Consider the following 18,227-nt stretch of genomic DNA (forward strand, 5'->3'; position numbering starts at 1 on the left):
CGCCGGGCCGATGGTCCGGCGGCTGCCACCTCCGCACGGGAGGGGAAAGCAGGGGTAGGCACATGATCATCAACCTGGAGTCGCCGCAACGGCAGGCGTCGACCTACACGCCGGGCACCGTTCAGGACGCGGCAGAGCGCGAGCTGCGCATCATGCTGGAGGAGTTGCGCGACGAGGGCAAGGTCGAGCAGTACGGCCGGGAGCTGCGCCGGGCGGTGGTCTTCACGAGGGCCGGCAATGGTCCGACCTGCCTGGTGGTGTTCCTCATGGACTCCGACGGCGACCCGATGTCGGCGTTCGTGGACTACAGCGAGCGGCACGACGCCGCCATGCCGGTCCCGGAGCCGTACGTCCAGGAGCTGTACGACGCACTGCGCGCCTACGGGCGCTGACCGCGCGCTGATGGTGGTGCACCGACCCCGGGTCGGTGCGCTGCCACCACCGCACGGGTGGAGAGAGGCAGGGCCGACCAATGGCCGACAGCGTGGAGAATTGCACGGAATGGGTCCGCAAGTGGGTGCTCAACGACCCCTCGGAGATCCTGTTCGAGGCGCAGCGACACGCCCGGCGCAGCCCGGAGGACCTGGAGGAGTTCATCGTCGGGGTGCTGCGCGCACCGAAGGAGGGTACGGCGGCGTGGTACACGCGCCGCGAGCTGTCCGACGTGGAGCTGGAGACCAGGATCGACTGGTCCGCGTTGGCCGACGACATCCTGTGACCACGCACTGATGGTGGCGCACCGCCCCCCGAGGTCGGTGCGCTGCCACCACCGCGTGGTGGAGGGAGTGAGGGCAACATTATGGGCCGCACCTTCGTCGAAATCGGCGAGGCGACTTACCGCGGACGGCACCCACTGCCGCACCAGTCGCGGCAGATCCGCCGCGACCTGCACGGGGAGGACATCCTCATGAACCCGGGCGCGGAGGCGCGCGGGTACCGACTCACGGCCGAGCAGATCGAGGACCGGCGACAGGGCCGGACGCCTCGGGCCGAAGCGCCGTACGAGTTCCTGATCTACTTCCCGGGTCGGCCGTCGCTCAACTGGACGGCGTTCTACAGCCGGGCCGAGCTGGACGCCTGGCTGGACGCCTACGCGCTGACCCTGGACGGCGACCCGGAGCCCGGCGGGTATTTCGAGGTCCGCCTGCCGGCGACGGACGCCGACTGGCAGCCGGCGACCCTGGCGACGGCGTTCGAGACACTGGACGACCTGCGCCGGATGGGCGCGGCCATCCAGTGGAAGGGGACGCGGCACCTGGTCGGGCAGTGGAGCGCCACGCACGACGATGGCAAGCTGACCAGCGCCAGCGTCTGGAGCAAGACCGAGCGGCGGTGGTTGACGCTGGTCGAGCCGCGCGGCCTGCCGATCCCGGAGCATCAGCGGTGCGCGGCGACGCACCCGGACTTCCCAGAGATGCGCTGTGAGCGCCACGTACACCCCGACACCCCGAACTACCCGAACCACGTGACCGAGCACCAGAACGGGCTCAACAAGTGGGAGTCCTGGCACTGACCGTGTGCCGATGGTGGCGGCCGGGCTTGCGCCCGGCCGCGCGCCACCTGCCACACGGGCAGGAGAAAGCGAGGCAGCGATGGACAGCAAGACGATCCAGGAGGCATACACCGGGCGGGAGGAGGCCACCATGGACCGCGTGGTGCGCTTCCTGCGGGACAACTACGGCCACTCGGACGGCTCCCCGCTCACCGAGGAGCGCCTGCTGGAGCTGACGATCAAGCACGCCGACGTCATCCGGACCGCGATCACCCTGGGCTCGTTCGCCTACTACCCGGGCGACAAGATCGCCGCCGCAGAGAGGCTGGAGTACATCGGTCCCGACGACGAAGGCTGACCGCGCATGGACGGTGGCCGCCGGGTTCGCCCGGCGGCTCGCCGCCCGTCGCACGGACGGGAGAGATGAGGGCGACATGCGTAAGCCGACGTACGACGACCTGATGACGGCCCGGGGTGACCGGATCGACCCGGAGGGGGTCTTCGACATCCTGCGCGATCTCCAGCGGACGGCAGCCGCCGCTGAGGCAGAGGAGGAGCCCGAGGACTTGGACTTGCTCGACCGGATCGAGTCGGTGAAGGCGCTGATCGAGGGACTGAACGGGACCGGCCTCGGCGCGGCGTACATCGCCGACCACCGGTGCACCCTGATCGCCGCCGACTACTTCGAGGAGTTCGCCCGCGACGAGGTCGAGGACACCTCGGGCATCCACCGCGACCACCCGGTGCTGTCGCACGTCAACTGGGCGGACTTCGCGGACGCGCTGCGCCAGGACTACAAACCCGTGACGGTCGAGCTGGGCGAGTTCGCCGGCACGTGGTGGGTGCGCGGCTGATCGTGCGGCTAATGGTGGTCGCCGGGCCGAGGTCCGGCGGCACGCCACCTGTCGCACGGACAGGAGGAAGGGAGGATCGACATGGAGCTGATCGACACTCGGCGCGAGTTCGTGGCCTTGGCCCGGCGGCTCGGAGTGCGACCGGACTGGCACGAGCCGGACGAGCGGGAGGTGGCCGCCCGCGTGCAGGGCAGCCACCTGGACAACGCGATGGGCGCAACCGGCGAGTGCGGCGAGCTGCGCGTGATCTTCTCGCAGGACGGCGAGGACATCGCAGCGGTCAATCTGGCGAACCTGTGCGCCTGGGCGAGTGTGCCCGCCGACGAGGTGGCGGAGCGCGAGCGAGCCGAGGAGCAGATGTACGGGCGGGAGCGCGCCTGATCGTGCACTGACGGTGCTGGCCGGACCGCGAGGTCCGGCCGGTGCCGCCCGCTGCACGGCGGGAGGATGCGAGGTCGGGACGGTGCCGGAGAAGACCTACGGCGAGCACAGCGCCGAGATGCGCGAGAAGTACGGAGAGGGTCTGACTGAAGCCCAGCACAACAAGGTGTACGCCTTTGCCTACGAGCGGGGGCACGCCTTCGGGTACAGCGAGGTCGAGAGCCACTACGAGGAGGTAGCCGAGTTGGCCCGAGGGCTGCTGGGGATCGACTGACGTACGCCGACGGTGCCACGCGGGCCGCAGGGTCCGCGCGGTGCCGCCCGCGCACGGCGGGAGAATGAGGGCACTCGTGGACGAGAAGTTTCACAGCAGGCACCTGGGCCACGACATCTACCGGAAGCACGGGACGGGCTACTTCACGGTGTGGCTCTCCGGTAAGGGCAACCGGGTAGCGGACACGCTGGACGGCGCGCACGAGTGGGTGCGCGAGCACCTGACCGAAGAGATGCGGAAGGCCATTGACGCCGCCCGGGGGCGCGGACTGGCGACGATGGCCCGCGAGGAGATCGAGAGCCACGCGCGGCACTCGCTGTTCTTCGTGCGGGTCGCCGACGACCTGGCCGCCGGGAGGGTGGCGGTCAACGAGTTCTACGTCTACGCGACCCGAGACGGCGACCGCCTGGAGGCGACGCTCGGGGCGTACAGCAGGGGTGCCGACGAGGCGATCGAGCTGGCGCAACGCGAGGGCGTTTACGCCGACGAGGTGTGGGTGCTGGCGGGCCACGCCGGTGCCTGGTGTGAGGTGGAGCCTCGTCAGGGCATCGCCTGACCGCGCGCTGATGGTGGTGCCCGGCCGCGTGCCGGGCACTCGCCACCTCCGCGTGGGAGGAGAGAGACGAGGTAGCACCATGACCATGCCGCTGACCCGGGGTGGCGTCATGCCGATCCCGGTCCCGACGACCATCAACCACCTCGTGGTGATGGGGGCCATGCCCGTCCAGGCGCGCCACGGCGAGCGCTGCCACCAGTGGGTCGTGATGTGCCACGACCCGGAGCGACCGGCGGGGCGCGACTACGTCACCTGGCGGGTCGGCTGCGACGGGCCGGGAGACCACTACGGCGCGTTCGTCGCCTTCGAGGGTGAGTACGACCTGAGCGAGGATCGGGCTCTGCGGAGCATGGTCAAGCGGGCCAAGTTCCGGCCGGTCCGAGAGGGCGAGATCACGGAGGGCGAGGAGGCCCTGGCGGCGGTGCTCGACATGGTCGCCCGGGTGCGCAACTCCCCCGACTGCGAGGAGATCACCGTCGAGGACGTGCGGGAGCTGGTACCGCACAGCGTCTTCAAGCTGCTCTGTCCGTTCCGGGTGGAGGGCGACTGATCCGTGCGCGAACGGTGCTCGCCGGGCCGAGGTCCGGCGGGATGCCGCCCGTCGCACGGACGGGAGGAAGCGAGGCTCGACCATGAGCGACGACGAGTACGTGAACCACACCTACACCTTCGACGCACCGGCCACCGTGACGCTGCACGTCGAGGCGGACAGCGAGCAAGAGGCGTGGGCCAAGGTGCGGGCGGCGCTCGGGGCGGAGAACCCCGACATCGAGTTCGCCCCCGGGGTGATCGTGCACGAGCTGGCAATCGGCGAGGCCCACGTGGACTGGAGCGTGGCCGAGGTGGCCCTGTCCAGCGGGCCGGCGGACACCGAGGACGACGGCGGGGACGACCCGGACGACGAGGTCGACCACGACTCCACGCGCTGATGGTGCTGGCCGGGTGCTGCCCGGCCGGTGCCACCGCCGCGTGGCGGAGAAAGGCAGGGAAGCGGTGACTTCCTACAGCATCTACTACCCGCAGTCCGACGACCCGCAGGAGGTGTGGCGGTCGCGGGTGGAGACCTTCCTGAGCGGCGCCGCCCGAAGCTTCCTCGACACGGCCGAGGTCGTCACCGAGGAGGAGGACCCTGCCGAGACGGAGGAGGCGTACGCCGTGTGGTGGCACTCCGAGCGGCGGGGCTGGGAACTGGACGCGATCCACCCGGACGACCGGCCGCGGTTCGTCAAGCGGCTCGGAGACTTCGCGGGCGAGAACCCGGGCGACCTGGCCCTGGTGGTCAACCAGATCCTGGAGGACGCGCGTCGGCTCGGGCACGCCTACGTCCACGACGTCGACACCGCCTGGTACCGGGCGGGCGAGCTGTACATCTACAACTCGCAAGGCCAGGGCATCGGGCTCTGGGAGCACGGCGACGCCGGCAAGCGACTGAGCGAGCGCATCGGCTACCACCCGGTGCGCGGGTTCACCTACCCGCCGGGCGACGAGCGCGGCCGATACGTGCAGATCGAGGAAATCTGACCGTGCGCTGACGGTGGGGCATCCGGTGCGGCCGGGTGCCCGCGCCACCACTGCATGGGTGGAGGAAGAGAGGGCCGGTCATGGCCAACCTGTTCAGCTTCGTCGCCGAGATTCGCCGAATGGCGACCGATGGTGACCTGGCCCGCCTGGCGATGCCGGGGGTCAGGCTTTCGCAGATCAACAGGCTCAGCCTCAGCGGTACGTCGTACCTCGCCGAGGTTCGTGACGAGCTGGCCGACTTCGTTGAGGAGCACGGCCGACTCCCGCGCGAGGCGGAGCCGGACGAGATTGCCGCAGCCCCGCTGGGCACCCGCGACGACGCCCACGTATGGGCGCTGTTCGTCGGGCTGGGCGGCTGGCTCGATGAGGACGCGCCGAACCGCTCTCTGACCACCGACGGGGCCACCCGCACGCTGGAGGGCATCGGGCGGCGGCTGGTCTACGCCCTGCTCGAACAGGCAGAGGAAGCCTGAACGCTCCCCGCTCGGGTGATGGTGGCCGCCGGACTCCAGCCCGGCGGCGCGCCACCGTCGAGCGAACAACTGGACGGAGAGGGAGCCGAGAGATGGGCAACAACATTGCGGACCGGCGCGACGTGGCGGTGCTGACGGTTCGCGGCCGAGGCTTCCGCGTGGAGCGGATTGCCTGGAAGAACAGCGACGGTCTGTCGTTCGACGTGCACGACGTGGCGACGGGCGTCTGCCTGACGGCCGAGTCGTACGACTGGCAGCCGCGCGAGGGTGACGTGGTGGAGTTGCTGGACCGCCTCAAGAGCGGCCTGGAGGACGGGACGCTCGACCCGCTCGACCACGACAGAGCCGAGCTGGCCACGGTGCTCGGCATCGAGTTGCTGCACGAGGGCGACGAGGACGGCGGCGACGACGAGGGAGGCGCGGACGGGCGCGAGGTGAACTGGCAGTGCCCGGGGTGCTTTGCCGTCTTCTACGTCGGTGAGGAAGACCTGGCGGTCGACCACGTGCAGATTCACTGCGACAAGGTCGACGGCGCGGGTCGGGCGCTGAGCTGACCGTACGAGTGATGGTGGCCGCCGGGCTGAGGTTCGGCGGCGCGCCACCGTCGAGCGGATGACTGACACGGAGAGAGGGCCAACGATGAAGACGCCGCCGAGGGCTCGGCAGGAGACCGCCGAGGAGATGCGGAGGCACGGCTACACACAGGGTGCGGTCGACGGCATCCTGCACATCCGCAGCCTGGACGACGAACAGGTCCTCGCGGCAGCACGGAGCGTCGACAGCGACGCTCACAAGGCGATCCTCGCGCGCATGGGTCCCCGTACCAACCCGTTCTGGATCACCGGTGCGTGCGCGGAGGAGGCGTACCTGCGCGGGCTGATTGACGAACGGGAGTTCGATCACCTCAGCGACTGAGCACCCCGCTCGGGTGATGGTGGCGCACCGGCTTCGGTCGGTGCGCTCGCCACCTGTCGAGCGGCAGGAGGAAGTGAGGACGATCGTGAACGGGCGGGACATCCGGAGGACGGGGGTCGGCTACCTGGCCGACGGCTACTTCTCGGCAGCCGAGGTCGGCGAGGAGAACATCTGCGACCACGTGACCGTCGGCGAGGACGACGGCGGACGTATCCCGGTCACCATGGTCGAGATCATCCGCTGGTCGGAGTTCGAGATCGGGCCGTGGGCGAGAGCGACGGTGCGCCAGCTCGACGCGGTGAAGCGGACGATCTGCGTCAACTACGGCGCGGCCGGGGTCAACCACCGGGACGAGGACTTCACCGGCGACGGGCTGCTGGAGGTCGAGTGGGTGGCGTGGGCCGAGGGGCACAAGCCCCTCGGCGAGGTGCTGGATTTCATCCGGAGGATCGTCCCCGAGGGGCCGGTCGGCTTCCACAACAACTCCAACGGAGCGTACGGAGCGACCGGCAACGTGGTCCGGGAGGTCCGCGAGGCCGTAGCTGCGGTGGAGGGCTGAGCGGTGGACGCGCTCACGCCGGCATACGAGATCGAGCACCCGCGCGGATGGCGGCGGCTGTACCGGATGCCCAACGGACTCGGCGCGTCGGTCATCCCCCGCCAGCCAGCGATCCCCGGATACGCGGCTGGCACCGTGGACGTACTGGTCGTCGAGTGGACCGGGAACGACCCAGACGACCACATCGAGCACCTGCCCAAGGACTGGCAGGTGGTCGAGGACTTCGTGCGAGCGGTCGACAGTCAGGGGGGTGATGTCTACTACGGCAACGGCGGATGCGAGTTGCAATGCGTCCCGGAGCACGAGCTGCTCGGGCTGCTGACGCTGATCTCGCGAATGCCCTGATCGTGCGCTGATGGTGGCGCGCCGGGGTGACCGGCGCGCTCGCCACCGCCGCACGGGCGGAGAGGCGAGGTGCAAGGTGAGCGACAGGAAGACGGAGATTCAGGTCGGGCTGCCTGAGCAGGAGGCGCGGCGGCCCGAGTCGGGCTACGGCCTGAGCCTGATCGCCGACGGTGTGAGCTGGCAGGGGACGAAGGCCACGATCATCGAGAAGGCGATCAGTGACATGCTGCGCCACGACTACGACGGCGCGGTGGAGGACGTTGTGGTCTACGAGGAGGGTCCGACTAGCAGAACGGTCACCCGGATCAGCGGCGACGTGGTCGAGGTCAACAGCCTGAGGCTCACGTTCGCCGGTGGCCGCGAGGTCGAGCTGGACGGCATCCTCGCGATCCACTTCTGACGTGCGCTGATGGTGGCCGCCGAGCATGGCTCGGCGGCGCGCCACCGCCGCACGGCGGAGAGGTGAGGTGACGAAGTGAAGATCAGCGAGTACATGGCGGCGGGAACGGCCGAGCGCGCGAAGGCACGGGCGGCGCTGAGCCGGCGGGTCAACAACGGGACGCGGCGACTGCGGCGCATGACCGAGGTCGAAATCGCCGATGCCGCCAGGGCGCGCTTCCCCGAGGCCGTCAAGGTGCGCGTGTCGGTGGATGAGGGCGACGACGTGTGGTGCATGGCGGCAGGGATCTACGGGCCGCGCGGCAGGCGGCTGGTCCTGGAGGACTACGACCTCAACCCCCAGCTCGACCGCACCATCCAGGACCTGGTCGAGGAAGCCTGGGAGGAGGGCGGCAAGGACGACTGGCCCCACATCGACCGCGAGGACGACGAGGACTACCCCGACAGCTTCGACGTGCGCGAAATCCGACTGCCCCGGCGGCCGAGTGGCGCAGGGCTGACGGAGGGCTGAACCGTACGGGAGATGGTGCCGGCCGGGTGACGCCCGGCCGGTCGCCACCGCCGCACGGGCGGAGGAAGTGAGGCGGAGATGGATGACAGGGAGTTCCTGTTCGACGCGGCGGTGACGGCGACCTTCGCGGTGACCGCACCGACGCTGCTCGATGCGGCGGCCAAGGTCCGCGAGATCCAGGAAGCCGACCCGGACGACCTCGACGACGGCGTGCTGCTGCGCTCGCTGTCCTGGGGCATCCAGGTCGACGGTGAGCTGGTCCAGGTAATCGACGGGGGCATGAGCGATCCGGTCACCCTCGACCGGATGAGCGACCCGGCCACGCGGGGAGAAGATGTCGACCCCGAGCGGCTGGTCGCTGCCATCGGCGAATACCGCGCCGCGCTACGGACGGGCCGGGTGGACGCGGAGGCGGGCGCGCTGCGGCTGCTGGCCAACCTGGCGCTGGAGCGATGGCCGGAGGTCGCAGAGCGACTGCCGGACGGGCTCTGATCGTGCGGGTGATGGTGGTGCGCCGGGCTGCGGCTCGGCGCGCTCGCCACCGTGGCACGACGGAGGAATGGAGGGCGGAGCGTGGCGGAGAGGTTCGGGCCGCTGAATGCGGCTCAGGAGCGAACGCTGGAGCATTACGAGGCGCTCGGGAGCGTGCAGACGTGGTACGCCGGCCGAGTGCGGGATGACGACTCGGTGGAGGTCGTGGGTCTGGGCGAGGACTTCATCTGGGCGCTGGTCATCGAGCACGACGGCGAGGTGGCCACCTACGAGGCGCACATCGATCCAAAAACCTGGCAGACCGGCATCACCTGCTGACCGTGTGCTGACGGTGCGGCATCGGGCGAAGGTCCGGTGCGGCGCCGCCCGCCGCACGGACGGGAGGAAGCGAGGAGTCTGATGGAGATGTACACGGTCGTCGGGGTGTGGCTGAACAATGCGCCGCTCGCGGTCGCCTCGCTGGGCCGCCCGACCCGCACCGACTGGGCCGGCGGCCTGACCGATGCCTTCCCCAGTGAGTTTCCGCAGGGATCGTGGGTGGAGCTGGTCCTTGCCGACTCGCACGATGCGGCGCAGCGGCGGGCCGAGGAGCTGATGCGGGCGAACGACGAGAGCGGCGACGACGGCCAGGAGGGCGACGCGGGCGACGACGAGGGTGACGAGGACGGCCACTCCGCTGGCGACGGCTGCGGCATCTACGACACGGGCTATTGGGTCGAGACCGATGACGGCGGCTGTGCGGTCGAGGACCTGGAGGTGGGCGACGTCTTCGAGGACCGCGCTTACCCGGGTGACCGCTGGATCGCCAGCGAGGTCGTGGTCGTGGGCGACGACGTGCACGTTGACGTCGAGCGAGCCGACGACTGATCCACCGCGCGCTGACGGTGACGGCCGGGCTACGAGCCCGGCCGGTCGCCGCCCGCCGCGCGGCGGGAGAAGGTGAGGATGGGATCGATGGCGGTTCCGAGTGCGGATGAGCTGGACCGGATGTCGGACGACGAGCTGTTGGCGGCATTGAGGGCCTACCAGGACGCATACGACCGGCGGACGGAGAGCAAGTTGCTGCGGGTCGTCACAGAACAACTGGCGGCCTCCGGCGAGCTGGAGGCCGACGAGGAGCCGATCAAGGTCCTGTTCGACCCCTACAACTACCCCAACGGCTGGTACTACAAGGAGCGCAGCGCCCGGGTCTACCTCAAGGGCGATGAGGAGCCGTTCCTGTTCGACTTCGAGGGCGATGAGGTCAGCGGCCTGCTCGGCACGCTGAGCTACGAGGCCGGGGAGAAAACGGAATTGGTCGTCAACCTGGTTGACGGCACGGTCGACCACCTGGGATGACCGCGCACTGACGGTGGCCGCCGGGCTTCGGGTCCGGCGGCTCGCCGCCTGCCGCGCGGCAGGAGAAAGGAGCGCCGAAGGATGGCGCAGGCAAGCACGATCGAGTACGCGATCAGCCGGGACGGCGGCGAGACCTTCACGGTCCTGGAAGCGGGGGTGCCGTCGGAGCGGTTCACTCCGATCGTCGAACGGATCACCACGAACCGGAACACCCAGCCCGAGCTGAACAACGACGCCCTGCTGATCCGCGACCTCGACTCTCGGACCGTCTGGCGCCTGCGGGCCGAGGGAGCCGCACTGCCCGCCGCTTCGTGATGGTGGGGCACCGGCCGCCGCCGGTGCCCTCGCCACCTCCGAGCGGAGGAGAGAGTGAGGACGACATGGGAGCCTTGTCCGACCTGGAGATCGTCCTGCGGGGCCTGCGGTGCCTCCAGCCGGAAGAACTGGCCGACCTGGCCCCGATGGCCGGCACGGGTCGCCCGAGCGGGCCGGAGACGCCCGGGGCGCACTACCTGGCGAGCCTGCGCGACGTGCTGGCCGACAAGATCGAGAGAGACGGCGGTGCGCCGGATCCCGAGCTGGTGCCGGCGACGGTCAGCGTCTGGGACGTGGTTCCGGATGGGCGCACCGCCTGGGACACCTTCCTCGACCTGGAGGCGTTCCACACCGACCACGCGCGCAAGCACCACCTGACGACAGACGGCGTGCGCATCGTGCTCGAACTGATCGGGTGCGACTTCTGGCGGGAACTGCTCACCGCCCACGTGCCGGAGCGGTTCTACCTCTGACCTGACCGCTTCCGCCGCGCCTCGAACTGCCGGGGCGCGTGCGGTGGCCGCCAGGGCCAAGATGGAGGAGATGAACGTGAAGCTGACGTTCGAGTGGGACGTGGCAGAACAGCACAAGCTGGAGATCGAGCTGGACGACCTGTTCGACTGGCTGGTCCGGGAGGGCGTGCTCGACAAGAACGACCCGCGAACCCTGGAGACGCTCCAGGAGGTCTACAACGACACATGCGAAATCGAGAAGTTGCTGTGGATCTCGCAGGGCAAGGACACCGTCGTCCGTCGCGGCGTGAGAGGACTGACCTCCCACCCGTTCGAGACGCCGGAGCCCCGGGCGGAGCACCCGCACGACCACGGCGACTACAGCGACGTGCAGTGATCGCCTGACCGCTTCCGTCCGGCCCGCCTGACGCGGGCCGGGCAGTGGCCGCCAGGCCAGGACGAGGAGGAGAGATGGACGAGCAGCAGCCGGAGGAGCCCGCCAAGCTGGACCACCAGCAGCTCATGAACATGCTGCGTGACAAGGCCGCAGAGCACGGCTGGTCGGTCGACTGGAGCTTCAAGGGCGACCAGTACGGCAACGGCGACCAGGAATACCAGGTCTGGTTCACGCCGACGAGCAGCACCTGACCGCTTCCGCCGCGCCCCGGGAACCGTGCGCCCCGGGGCGTGCGCGGTGGCCGCCAGGGCCAAGATGGAGGAGAAGTGGATCCGAAGACGAACGGCTCGACCGTGCGGCAGTTTCTCGACCTGTCGACGAGCCACCTGCCCGAGAAGGTCTGCGACGGTCTCGGCGGCTACCCCGGCGTGACGGCGTACGAGCACACGGCGTACGGCTGGTTCGTGTGGGCGCCGAGTGACCCGAACCTCGACATCTACGAGAAGGTGCCCGAGGAAATCAAGGCGATCTGGCGGCATGCGCGCAAGCTCGGCTGCGAGTACGTGCTGCTGGAGCGGGACGCTGATGACGACCCCAACCTGCCGACGTGGAACTGGAGTACGGGCGAGCGCCACGACCCTGCCTGACCGCTTCCGTCCGGCCCGCCCTTCGGGGCGGGCCGCGGCGGTGGCCGCCAGGGCCAGGACGGAGGCAGCGAGATGGAACGCGAGCCGCGACGGTGGCGAATGTACGCGGGAAGACTGAAGAGCCCGGTTGAGGGCCGGGAGTTCATGAACTTCGGTGACCCGTGGTACGTGCGGGCGTACGGCCGAGAGCCGGTGCCCGTCGAGCTGACCGAGGACCCCGAGGGCACCTACTGGGGGTGGATCGACGCACCGGGTCACCCGCAGGCCGATGGCATGCCGGAGATGGTCCAGCCGCACTACGGCATGTTCACGATGCAGTTCCCCTACGGCCCCGAGGCCGAGCAGGAGCGAGGGAAGGGCGAGATCGTGCGCATGTCGGTGCGCGAGGTGTCGGAATGACGCGCGAGGCGGTGCGGGAGATGCTACGCAACAACCCGCGCCGCTTCGGTTACGCACTGCGCAGGGCGCTCTGGACCCACGAGGCGATGGCGTTGCTACCCGGCCCGTACGGCTGGAATGACGGCGGCTGCCTGCTGCTGGCCGAAGGGCTGGTTGAGCTGCTGGGGCGAGAGGCGCGCGTCAGGGCGGTCGTCCGGGGCGGCACGCTGTACGCCCAGCACTTCGTGGTGCAGGAGGGGCGCTGGCACCTGGACGCGGACGGGGCATGCCTGGAGGGCACCCTGCTGCGGCGCTGGGAAGAGCAGGAGTTGGTGCCGTCACCTCGGACGGCGCCGTTGCGCGCCGTCGACATCAGCGCAGGCACCCCTCGTAGCGCTGAGGTGTCCGCCTCCGTGCGGGACTTCCTCTGTGCGCGCCTGCCTTCGGCCTGACCGCTTCGGTCGGACTCGGGGCGACCCGAGTCCGGCTGTGGCCGCCAGGGCCAGGAAAGTGAGGCGAGGTAATGAAGGGCGACAGCAGCCGGTGCGACCTGCCGGTAGGAACCTTCGTGGAGGTGACCGAGTACGGGGACGGCCAGCGGTACATCGCCGTGATCGTTGGCTACGACCTGGGGCGCAGCAAGTACGAGGTGGGGCACCGATACGCAGGCTGGGGCGAGTGGAGGTGGCTCGACGGTGGCGCCTGGGTCTTCCCGGGCGAGGTCGAGGAGATCAAAACCAAGGAGGTCAGCTTCGAGTCTGAAAACGTCGACGAGAAGCCGGGCGTCGTCACCTACACCATCCCCGCCTGAGTGACGGTGAGGTGCGAGCCCGACGCGAGCGACGTGGCACTGCGCACCCGATGGGTGCTCGACGAGGGAACGACGTGGGACTCCTTCGACCACAACACCTGACCGCTTCGGGCGGACTCGGGGCGCACCCCCGAGCCCGCCAGTGGCCGCCAGGGCCGAGAGGGAGGACGCGAGCGATGACGGAGGACAAGCGGCCCGTAACTGCCGATAGCACCCCGGCCGAGATTGACCAACGGCTGCTGGGGCTGGCGTGGGACAAGGCTCACCACCAGGCGATCCTGGGCGGCCGGAACGTCAGCGAGGAGCAGCGGGCAGCTGCGGAAGAGGCGTTGGCGCGGATCGCCGACGAGGAGAATCCGCTGGAGGCGGCATATGAGCGCCGGCGGTGGACTCGGTGGTGGTGGGTGCCGAACGGGCACCTACACCGGGAGGGTGAGTGCTCGACGCTGTTCGAGAGCACCGAGCGGAACCTGACCCCGCGGGCTAGCGGACTGAGCGACGAGGAGTTGGTCGGCAAGTTCGGGTGGCACGTCTGCACCGCCTGCTACCCCGACGCCCCGAAGGACCCCAACTTCCGCACCCCGGGCACGTACGCGGCCGAGCAGGCAGCCGCCGACGGGTGGTGCCTGAACAAGGTGCCGGCGAGGATGAGCCGCAGATGGCACGGCTACGGCAGTTGCGGGGAGTGTGACGCGGGCGGGGTGCCGGTGTCCAGCCGGGGCAACCTGCGCAAGCACAAGCACCAGCGGATGGCCGATGACGCCGCCCGCGAGGCGCGGATCAACGACCCGAAGCTGATTGGCGCCGCCACTGGCGAGCCGCTGAAGGTGGACGGCTCGGAGATCAGAACCCGCCGCACGGCCGAGATCGAGTGGGTGCGGCACATGGAGAACGGCGATGAGCGCGGTTGGGCCAGTAACCGCGCTTGGCAGGCCGAGCAGCGAGAGTTCGCTCGACAGATCGCGGAGGCGCTGGCCGCCAAGGACGGGGTGAGCGTCGAGGAGATCGAGGCTCGACTCCAGCCGAAGCTGGAAGCCAAGATCCGCAAGTTCGAGCGCGACCGGGAAACGGCCGGACGCTGACCGTACGGGTGATGGTGTGGCATCGGGCGCGAGCCCGGTGCCGCGCCACCTCCGTGCGGAGGAGAGAGTGAGGTCAGGGATGACCTACGCGGTGATTGAGCGACTCCCGGATGGTCGGGAGTGCATCCTGGGCGTCGGCTTCACGGACGCGCCGGGATACCCCGACGACAGTCAGCTGTGGGCGCCGAAGCGGTGGGCGGTGCTGCTGACGCACGAGGACGTCCTGGTCGACGGGGTCTGGCGGGAGGTGGCACCGGCCGAGCCGACGGACCATGGCGTGGTGGGCGGCGACGGGCAGCTCAGTACGGCCTGGGGCCGGAGGTTCGCCCGCCGAATGCCCGACGGGTTGTGGGCGGTGATCGACCACTTCTTCTACGTCGAGACCGACGTGATGCACGAGAGCGGCGAGCGGTGGCTGACCGAGGGGATCTGGCGCACCGCCTGCCGGGACCTGCGCGACGTGGGTGGCACCGAGGAGTGGGCCGACACCCCCGAGTACAAGGGCCTGGACACGGTCGGCGAGGTCACCGACCGGGACGCCTACGGCCGGTGCGACCTGCTGACCGGCGAGTACGACTGGAACGGGGAGAGCCTCGTCCGCTGATGGTGGGGCATCCGTCCGGTGCCGGATGCCCTCGCCACCTCCGGACGGAGGAGAAAGGGCGCAGGTGAGCGCCATGAACCGAGCCGCAATCCTCGAACTGGAAGAACTGGCAGCCCAGCCGCCGCGCCTGCCGAGCCGGTACGACGCGACGGACCACTGCCGAGAGTGCCGGTCGCTGGTCGGGACGCCGGACATGGCCAGGTGCGCGCTGGCGGTCTTGGCGGACCGGCAGGAGGCGGGCCGGCTCGTGCTGGCCGCCGAGACCATCGCGCAGTTGGCGGAGGTGCCCCGCTCGCCGTGGCGGGTAGTCGCGGCCATGCTGCGGCCGTGGAAGTCGTCGCGCCTGTTCTACCCGATGGTCCTCACCGGCAAGCCGGGGGTCTACGCGCTGAGCGGCGGCGGGGCGCGGAACTCGGCAGAGCAGGCCGAGGAGCACCTCGGCTCGATCCTCGGCGGCTACCGGGAGGGTTGGGTGGCGACGTACGCCGGGGCGTACCAGGTGTTCAGCCGCTGACCGCGAGGGATGACGGTGCGGGCCGGGCGCATGTCCGGCCGGCGCCGCCGGCCGCGGGGTCGGAGATGGGTGGTCGAGAGGTGGACTTGGTGGGGGTTCGGCCGGACACGTTGGCCGAGATGACGGAGATGATGCGGGACCTGGACGCGGCACTTTCGTTCGGGACGTCGTGGATGGCAGGAGGCAAGCTGACGGTCCGGGCGATCAAGGGCACCTGCTACATGGTGCGGGTGCTCGGGCCGGAGCGCGCCGAGCTGGACTGCATCGAGACGAGCCGCGGCCTGGTGCAGATGGCCGGCTGGCACGACCCGGCCGCCGGACTGTCGCTGCCGCCGAACATCGCACGCAAGGCGTGGGAGATGTCGCAGGTCAAGCGAGCGGCGTGACGACGAGGTGACGGCCCGGTTGGATCCGGCACCTGGGATGCTGTCCCAGGCGCCCGGCCCTGGCGGTTCGACGCCGGTACAAAGCGAGGAGACGGTGATGATCAGAAACGAAGCCGAGCGACTCCAGCGTGCGCTGGACGAGCTGGTCGGCGCGACCGGCGTCGAGGGTATCCGGGCTGCCACCCGCCTGCGCGACGACATGCAGAAGTCGATTCAGCGGTCACGGGCGCTCATGGCGGCGGACCTGTACTACCTGAAGGGCATGTCGTCGCGGGAGATCGCGTCGGCCGTCAGCGAAGGCGGCACCCCCTACACGCAGGCCGGGGTGTTCAAGTGGCTCAAGGCGCAGATCGGCCAGGACCCGCTGGTGTACGTGGGCGTCTGGCGGGACGGCGACGACTTCCACATGGACACCTTCCCCGCCGAGAGTCCGGACCAGATCCGCAAGGTGGTCGACGGCGGCGTGCGCCTCGCGCCCGCGACGTGGGAGCTGGATCCGAGCACGGCCGACGCTAAGGACGTGTGGCGCCGGCTGACCCGACTGGAGAGCTAAGGAAGCGAGGAAGTCATGGACGGGCACGAGCGACAGGGGCAGGCACTGCTCGGCGACGAGCGCGTGTGGCTGATGGATGCCCTCGGGGTGTCGAACGAGCAGGCGCGGCTGGCGGTGCAGGAGGTCGGCCTGTACGTCCTCGGGGTGTCGGAGGGTGGGTTGGCGGTGCTGAGGGTCGGCCGGCACGTCCTCATGGGAACCAACGAGGCTGGCGCCCACTTTCAGGCGGTGGGCGACGCCGGCCGGGAGGCGCTGGAAGCGATCCGGGCTCGCCTGATCGAGCAGGGCTATAGCCCCAGTGACGTCCGGTGAGCGAGGAGGAGCGCGCCCGGCTGCTCCGGCTGATTGGCGAGGAGTACGCGGAGACGCTGGATCGGGTCGACCACTGGATCGAGCGGGAGGTGCGCCACCTCGGCCAGGTCGACGAGGTGGAGCGGTTCGCCTACCTGTGCGAGCAGTTGAGGAGGTTGCCCCCAGAGACGGTGGGTGCGGCCCCTGGGATGGCGGCGGTGCTCATCCTGCGGGAGGCGAAGGCCAAGCGGCACGAGCTGTGACTGGGCGAGAACGGGGCCACGGATTGACGTGGCCCCGTTCTTTGCTCTACCTTGGATGTATTAAATACACCTAAGCACGACGGAGCTGGCCGCTTCCGTGCTCGCCGGGAGACCGGCGGGACGCGGTGGCCGCCAGGCCAGAGCCACAACCGAACAGGAAAGGACCACCTCAGGATGACCACGACCCTTCCGGTGGATCGCAACGAGGCGTTCGCGGCCGAGCGTCGCGAGCAGCTCGAAGCCGCCACCCAGGCGCAGGCCAACTTCGATCAGCGCCTCGCCGACGGCAAGCTCCGCAACCTCGGCAACGGCCGCTTCCAGGTCACCGACCCGGGAAGCTGGGACGACGGCGAGATCCTGCTCCGCAACAACCTCGGGCAGATCATGCCGCAGCACGGCCTCGACGAGACCACGGGTTCCGTCGCCCTCTACACCACCACGCCGGCCTGGCACGGCCTCGGCAACGTCGTCCCCGGCGGCACCGCCGACATCGACACCGTCCTCAAGCTAGGCGGGATCGACTGGGAGGTCCGCAAGCGGCCGGTGCTCTTCCAGGAGGAGCTGGGCGGCCCGACCCGCGTACTTCCGGGCAAGTTCGTCACCACCCGCGGGGACACCCACGCCGGCCTCGGTGTCGTCGGCGAGAAGTACACCGTCTTCCAGAACCGGACCCAGTTCGAGTTCCTCCAGGACCTCGCCGCGAGCCGCAAGCTGATCTGGGAGTCAGCCGGCGCGGTGCGCGACGGTCGCCGCGTGTTCGTCAGCATGCGGCTACCCGAGAGCCTGGTCATCGACGAGGGCGGCGTGGCCGACGAGATCATCCCGTTCGTCGCGGCCATGAACTCCCACGACGGCAGCAGCAAGTTCGAGATCGTCCTAACCCCCTGGCGCCCGGTGTGCGGCAACACCGAGCGGTTCGCCCTGCGCGACGCCGTGGCCCGGTGGGGCTGCCGGCACACCACCAACGCGCAGGAGCGCTTCGAGCAGGCCCGCGAGACCCTGGGCCTGTCCGTCGCCTACTACGAGGAGTTCGTCGCCGAGGAGACGGCGCTGGCCCAGACCGACCTGGCCATCGACGAGTTCCACAAGGTCATCGACGACCTGTTCGGCACCGTCGACGAGGACGCCTCGGAGAAGAAGCGCAAGAAGCACGAGGCGCGAAAGAACGTGCTCACCGACCTGTTCACCACCAACGCCGAGCGGCTGGGCAACACCGCCTACGCCGGCGAGCGGGCCATCACCGAGTTCCTCGACCACAAGGTCAGCATCCGGCCGACCGGATCCCTGAAGGGAAAGTTTGCCGCCGCCCGCGCCACCGCGGTCATGGAGGGCGACCGGGACGAGGCCAAGAACAAGGCGCACAAGCGGCTGATGCTGCTGGTCCGCCGCTGACCCTGACCGCTTCGGTCCGGCTCGCCCCACCC

The 18,227-nt window shown here is 69.8% G+C and carries 38 protein-coding genes; all 38 read left to right on the forward strand.

Annotated features, from left to right (window positions below; translation table 11 throughout):
* Positions 1 to 62: 62 nt before the first annotated feature.
* The 38 genes from ACGF5G_RS08610 to ACGF5G_RS08795 all read left to right on the forward strand — a co-directional run bounded on the left by ACGF5G_RS08610 (position 63) and on the right by ACGF5G_RS08795 (position 18,195).
* Complete coding sequence (locus ACGF5G_RS08610) at positions 63 to 392, forward strand: hypothetical protein (RefSeq protein ID WP_393260277.1); 330 nt, start codon at positions 63 to 65, stop codon at positions 390 to 392.
* Between the two features lie 80 nt (positions 393 to 472).
* On the forward strand, positions 473 to 718 hold the full coding sequence (locus tag ACGF5G_RS08615; protein ID WP_393260280.1) for a hypothetical protein: 246 nt from the start codon (positions 473 to 475) through the stop codon (positions 716 to 718).
* An 81-nt stretch (positions 719 to 799) separates the two neighbouring features.
* Entirely contained in the window at positions 800 to 1,513 is a 714-nt protein-coding gene (locus ACGF5G_RS08620; RefSeq protein WP_393260282.1) for a hypothetical protein, read from the forward strand.
* Between the two features lie 79 nt (positions 1,514 to 1,592).
* Positions 1,593 to 1,850 (forward strand): hypothetical protein, encoded by a 258-nt coding sequence (locus ACGF5G_RS08625; protein ID WP_393260284.1) that lies wholly within the window; start codon positions 1,593 to 1,595, stop codon positions 1,848 to 1,850.
* A gap of 76 nt (positions 1,851 to 1,926) precedes the next feature.
* A complete protein-coding gene (locus ACGF5G_RS08630) occupies positions 1,927 to 2,346 on the forward strand; it encodes a hypothetical protein (RefSeq protein WP_393260286.1) in 420 nt (139 codons plus the stop codon).
* A gap of 81 nt (positions 2,347 to 2,427) precedes the next feature.
* Positions 2,428 to 2,727: a hypothetical protein gene (locus ACGF5G_RS08635; RefSeq protein ID WP_393260288.1), complete on the forward strand. Its 300-nt coding sequence runs from the start codon at positions 2,428 to 2,430 to the stop codon at positions 2,725 to 2,727.
* Positions 2,728 to 2,809: 82 nt separating this feature from the next.
* A complete protein-coding gene (locus ACGF5G_RS08640) occupies positions 2,810 to 3,001 on the forward strand; it encodes a hypothetical protein (RefSeq protein ID WP_393260291.1) in 192 nt (63 codons plus the stop codon).
* Positions 3,002 to 3,077: 76 nt separating this feature from the next.
* The gene (locus tag ACGF5G_RS08645; RefSeq protein WP_393260293.1) at positions 3,078 to 3,557 is read left to right on the forward strand and encodes a hypothetical protein; all 480 of its coding nucleotides are present in this window, start codon (positions 3,078 to 3,080) and stop codon (positions 3,555 to 3,557) included.
* A gap of 79 nt (positions 3,558 to 3,636) precedes the next feature.
* Positions 3,637 to 4,107, forward strand: coding sequence for a hypothetical protein (locus tag ACGF5G_RS08650; RefSeq protein WP_393260296.1), 471 nt, complete (start codon positions 3,637 to 3,639; stop codon positions 4,105 to 4,107).
* Positions 4,108 to 4,189: 82 nt separating this feature from the next.
* On the forward strand, positions 4,190 to 4,486 hold the full coding sequence (locus ACGF5G_RS08655) for a hypothetical protein (protein WP_393260299.1): 297 nt from the start codon (positions 4,190 to 4,192) through the stop codon (positions 4,484 to 4,486).
* A 64-nt stretch (positions 4,487 to 4,550) separates the two neighbouring features.
* Complete coding sequence (locus ACGF5G_RS08660; protein ID WP_393260302.1) at positions 4,551 to 5,078, forward strand: hypothetical protein; 528 nt, start codon at positions 4,551 to 4,553, stop codon at positions 5,076 to 5,078.
* Between the two features lie 80 nt (positions 5,079 to 5,158).
* Positions 5,159 to 5,551 carry a hypothetical protein gene (locus ACGF5G_RS08665; protein WP_393260305.1) on the forward strand — a complete coding sequence of 131 codons (393 nt, stop codon included), beginning with the start codon at positions 5,159 to 5,161 and terminating at the stop codon, positions 5,549 to 5,551.
* Between the two features lie 92 nt (positions 5,552 to 5,643).
* Positions 5,644 to 6,105, forward strand: coding sequence for a hypothetical protein (locus ACGF5G_RS08670; RefSeq protein ID WP_393260308.1), 462 nt, complete (start codon positions 5,644 to 5,646; stop codon positions 6,103 to 6,105).
* An 85-nt stretch (positions 6,106 to 6,190) separates the two neighbouring features.
* Complete coding sequence (locus ACGF5G_RS08675) at positions 6,191 to 6,466, forward strand: hypothetical protein (RefSeq protein ID WP_393260311.1); 276 nt, start codon at positions 6,191 to 6,193, stop codon at positions 6,464 to 6,466.
* A gap of 73 nt (positions 6,467 to 6,539) precedes the next feature.
* Positions 6,540 to 7,025 (forward strand): hypothetical protein, encoded by a 486-nt coding sequence (locus ACGF5G_RS08680; protein WP_393260314.1) that lies wholly within the window; start codon positions 6,540 to 6,542, stop codon positions 7,023 to 7,025.
* A 3-nt stretch (positions 7,026 to 7,028) separates the two neighbouring features.
* Positions 7,029 to 7,370, forward strand: a complete 342-nt coding sequence (locus ACGF5G_RS08685) for a hypothetical protein (protein WP_393260317.1) — start codon at positions 7,029 to 7,031, stop codon at positions 7,368 to 7,370.
* Between the two features lie 76 nt (positions 7,371 to 7,446).
* Entirely contained in the window at positions 7,447 to 7,770 is a 324-nt protein-coding gene (locus ACGF5G_RS08690) for a hypothetical protein (protein ID WP_393260319.1), read from the forward strand.
* A gap of 75 nt (positions 7,771 to 7,845) precedes the next feature.
* Complete coding sequence (locus ACGF5G_RS08695; protein WP_393260321.1) at positions 7,846 to 8,280, forward strand: hypothetical protein; 435 nt, start codon at positions 7,846 to 7,848, stop codon at positions 8,278 to 8,280.
* Between the two features lie 78 nt (positions 8,281 to 8,358).
* Positions 8,359 to 8,772, forward strand: coding sequence for a hypothetical protein (locus ACGF5G_RS08700; RefSeq protein ID WP_393260323.1), 414 nt, complete (start codon positions 8,359 to 8,361; stop codon positions 8,770 to 8,772).
* Positions 8,773 to 8,853: 81 nt separating this feature from the next.
* Complete coding sequence (locus ACGF5G_RS08705) at positions 8,854 to 9,090, forward strand: hypothetical protein (RefSeq protein WP_393260326.1); 237 nt, start codon at positions 8,854 to 8,856, stop codon at positions 9,088 to 9,090.
* A gap of 81 nt (positions 9,091 to 9,171) precedes the next feature.
* Complete coding sequence (locus tag ACGF5G_RS08710) at positions 9,172 to 9,639, forward strand: hypothetical protein (RefSeq protein WP_393260329.1); 468 nt, start codon at positions 9,172 to 9,174, stop codon at positions 9,637 to 9,639.
* Between the two features lie 87 nt (positions 9,640 to 9,726).
* The gene (locus tag ACGF5G_RS08715; protein WP_393260331.1) at positions 9,727 to 10,110 is read left to right on the forward strand and encodes a hypothetical protein; all 384 of its coding nucleotides are present in this window, start codon (positions 9,727 to 9,729) and stop codon (positions 10,108 to 10,110) included.
* 81 nt (positions 10,111 to 10,191) lie between these two features.
* A complete protein-coding gene (locus ACGF5G_RS08720) occupies positions 10,192 to 10,425 on the forward strand; it encodes a hypothetical protein (protein ID WP_393260334.1) in 234 nt (77 codons plus the stop codon).
* Between the two features lie 65 nt (positions 10,426 to 10,490).
* Positions 10,491 to 10,898 carry a hypothetical protein gene (locus tag ACGF5G_RS08725; RefSeq protein ID WP_393260337.1) on the forward strand — a complete coding sequence of 136 codons (408 nt, stop codon included), beginning with the start codon at positions 10,491 to 10,493 and terminating at the stop codon, positions 10,896 to 10,898.
* A 70-nt stretch (positions 10,899 to 10,968) separates the two neighbouring features.
* The gene (locus ACGF5G_RS08730; protein WP_393260339.1) at positions 10,969 to 11,274 is read left to right on the forward strand and encodes a hypothetical protein; all 306 of its coding nucleotides are present in this window, start codon (positions 10,969 to 10,971) and stop codon (positions 11,272 to 11,274) included.
* Between the two features lie 74 nt (positions 11,275 to 11,348).
* A complete protein-coding gene (locus ACGF5G_RS08735; RefSeq protein WP_393260340.1) occupies positions 11,349 to 11,525 on the forward strand; it encodes a hypothetical protein in 177 nt (58 codons plus the stop codon).
* Positions 11,526 to 11,600: 75 nt separating this feature from the next.
* Positions 11,601 to 11,921: a hypothetical protein gene (locus ACGF5G_RS08740; RefSeq protein WP_393260342.1), complete on the forward strand. Its 321-nt coding sequence runs from the start codon at positions 11,601 to 11,603 to the stop codon at positions 11,919 to 11,921.
* A 72-nt stretch (positions 11,922 to 11,993) separates the two neighbouring features.
* Positions 11,994 to 12,320 (forward strand): hypothetical protein, encoded by a 327-nt coding sequence (locus tag ACGF5G_RS08745; protein WP_393260345.1) that lies wholly within the window; start codon positions 11,994 to 11,996, stop codon positions 12,318 to 12,320.
* Positions 12,317 to 12,751, forward strand: a complete 435-nt coding sequence (locus ACGF5G_RS08750; RefSeq protein WP_393260347.1) for a hypothetical protein — start codon at positions 12,317 to 12,319, stop codon at positions 12,749 to 12,751. Before ACGF5G_RS08745 ends, ACGF5G_RS08750 begins: the two co-directional genes overlap by 4 nt.
* 71 nt (positions 12,752 to 12,822) lie before the next feature.
* Positions 12,823 to 13,110, forward strand: coding sequence for a hypothetical protein (locus ACGF5G_RS08755; RefSeq protein WP_393260350.1), 288 nt, complete (start codon positions 12,823 to 12,825; stop codon positions 13,108 to 13,110).
* A gap of 176 nt (positions 13,111 to 13,286) precedes the next feature.
* Positions 13,287 to 14,192: a hypothetical protein gene (locus tag ACGF5G_RS08760; RefSeq protein ID WP_393260353.1), complete on the forward strand. Its 906-nt coding sequence runs from the start codon at positions 13,287 to 13,289 to the stop codon at positions 14,190 to 14,192.
* A 91-nt stretch (positions 14,193 to 14,283) separates the two neighbouring features.
* On the forward strand, positions 14,284 to 14,796 hold the full coding sequence (locus ACGF5G_RS08765; protein WP_393260355.1) for a hypothetical protein: 513 nt from the start codon (positions 14,284 to 14,286) through the stop codon (positions 14,794 to 14,796).
* A gap of 73 nt (positions 14,797 to 14,869) precedes the next feature.
* A complete protein-coding gene (locus tag ACGF5G_RS08770; RefSeq protein ID WP_393260358.1) occupies positions 14,870 to 15,310 on the forward strand; it encodes a hypothetical protein in 441 nt (146 codons plus the stop codon).
* Between the two features lie 119 nt (positions 15,311 to 15,429).
* Complete coding sequence (locus ACGF5G_RS08775) at positions 15,430 to 15,696, forward strand: hypothetical protein (protein WP_393260361.1); 267 nt, start codon at positions 15,430 to 15,432, stop codon at positions 15,694 to 15,696.
* Positions 15,697 to 15,793: 97 nt separating this feature from the next.
* Positions 15,794 to 16,249: a hypothetical protein gene (locus tag ACGF5G_RS08780; protein WP_393260364.1), complete on the forward strand. Its 456-nt coding sequence runs from the start codon at positions 15,794 to 15,796 to the stop codon at positions 16,247 to 16,249.
* Between the two features lie 15 nt (positions 16,250 to 16,264).
* Positions 16,265 to 16,561: a hypothetical protein gene (locus tag ACGF5G_RS08785; RefSeq protein ID WP_393260367.1), complete on the forward strand. Its 297-nt coding sequence runs from the start codon at positions 16,265 to 16,267 to the stop codon at positions 16,559 to 16,561.
* Positions 16,558 to 16,803, forward strand: a complete 246-nt coding sequence (locus tag ACGF5G_RS08790) for a hypothetical protein (protein ID WP_393260369.1) — start codon at positions 16,558 to 16,560, stop codon at positions 16,801 to 16,803. The genes ACGF5G_RS08785 and ACGF5G_RS08790 overlap by 4 nt, the downstream gene beginning before the upstream one ends.
* A 174-nt stretch (positions 16,804 to 16,977) precedes the next feature.
* On the forward strand, positions 16,978 to 18,195 hold the full coding sequence (locus ACGF5G_RS08795; protein ID WP_393260372.1) for a DUF932 domain-containing protein: 1,218 nt from the start codon (positions 16,978 to 16,980) through the stop codon (positions 18,193 to 18,195).
* The last annotated feature ends 32 nt before the right edge of the window (positions 18,196 to 18,227 follow it).

The organism is Micromonospora sp. NPDC047730 (assembly GCF_043204765.1).
Taxonomy (GTDB): Bacteria; Actinomycetota; Actinomycetes; order Mycobacteriales; family Micromonosporaceae; genus Micromonospora.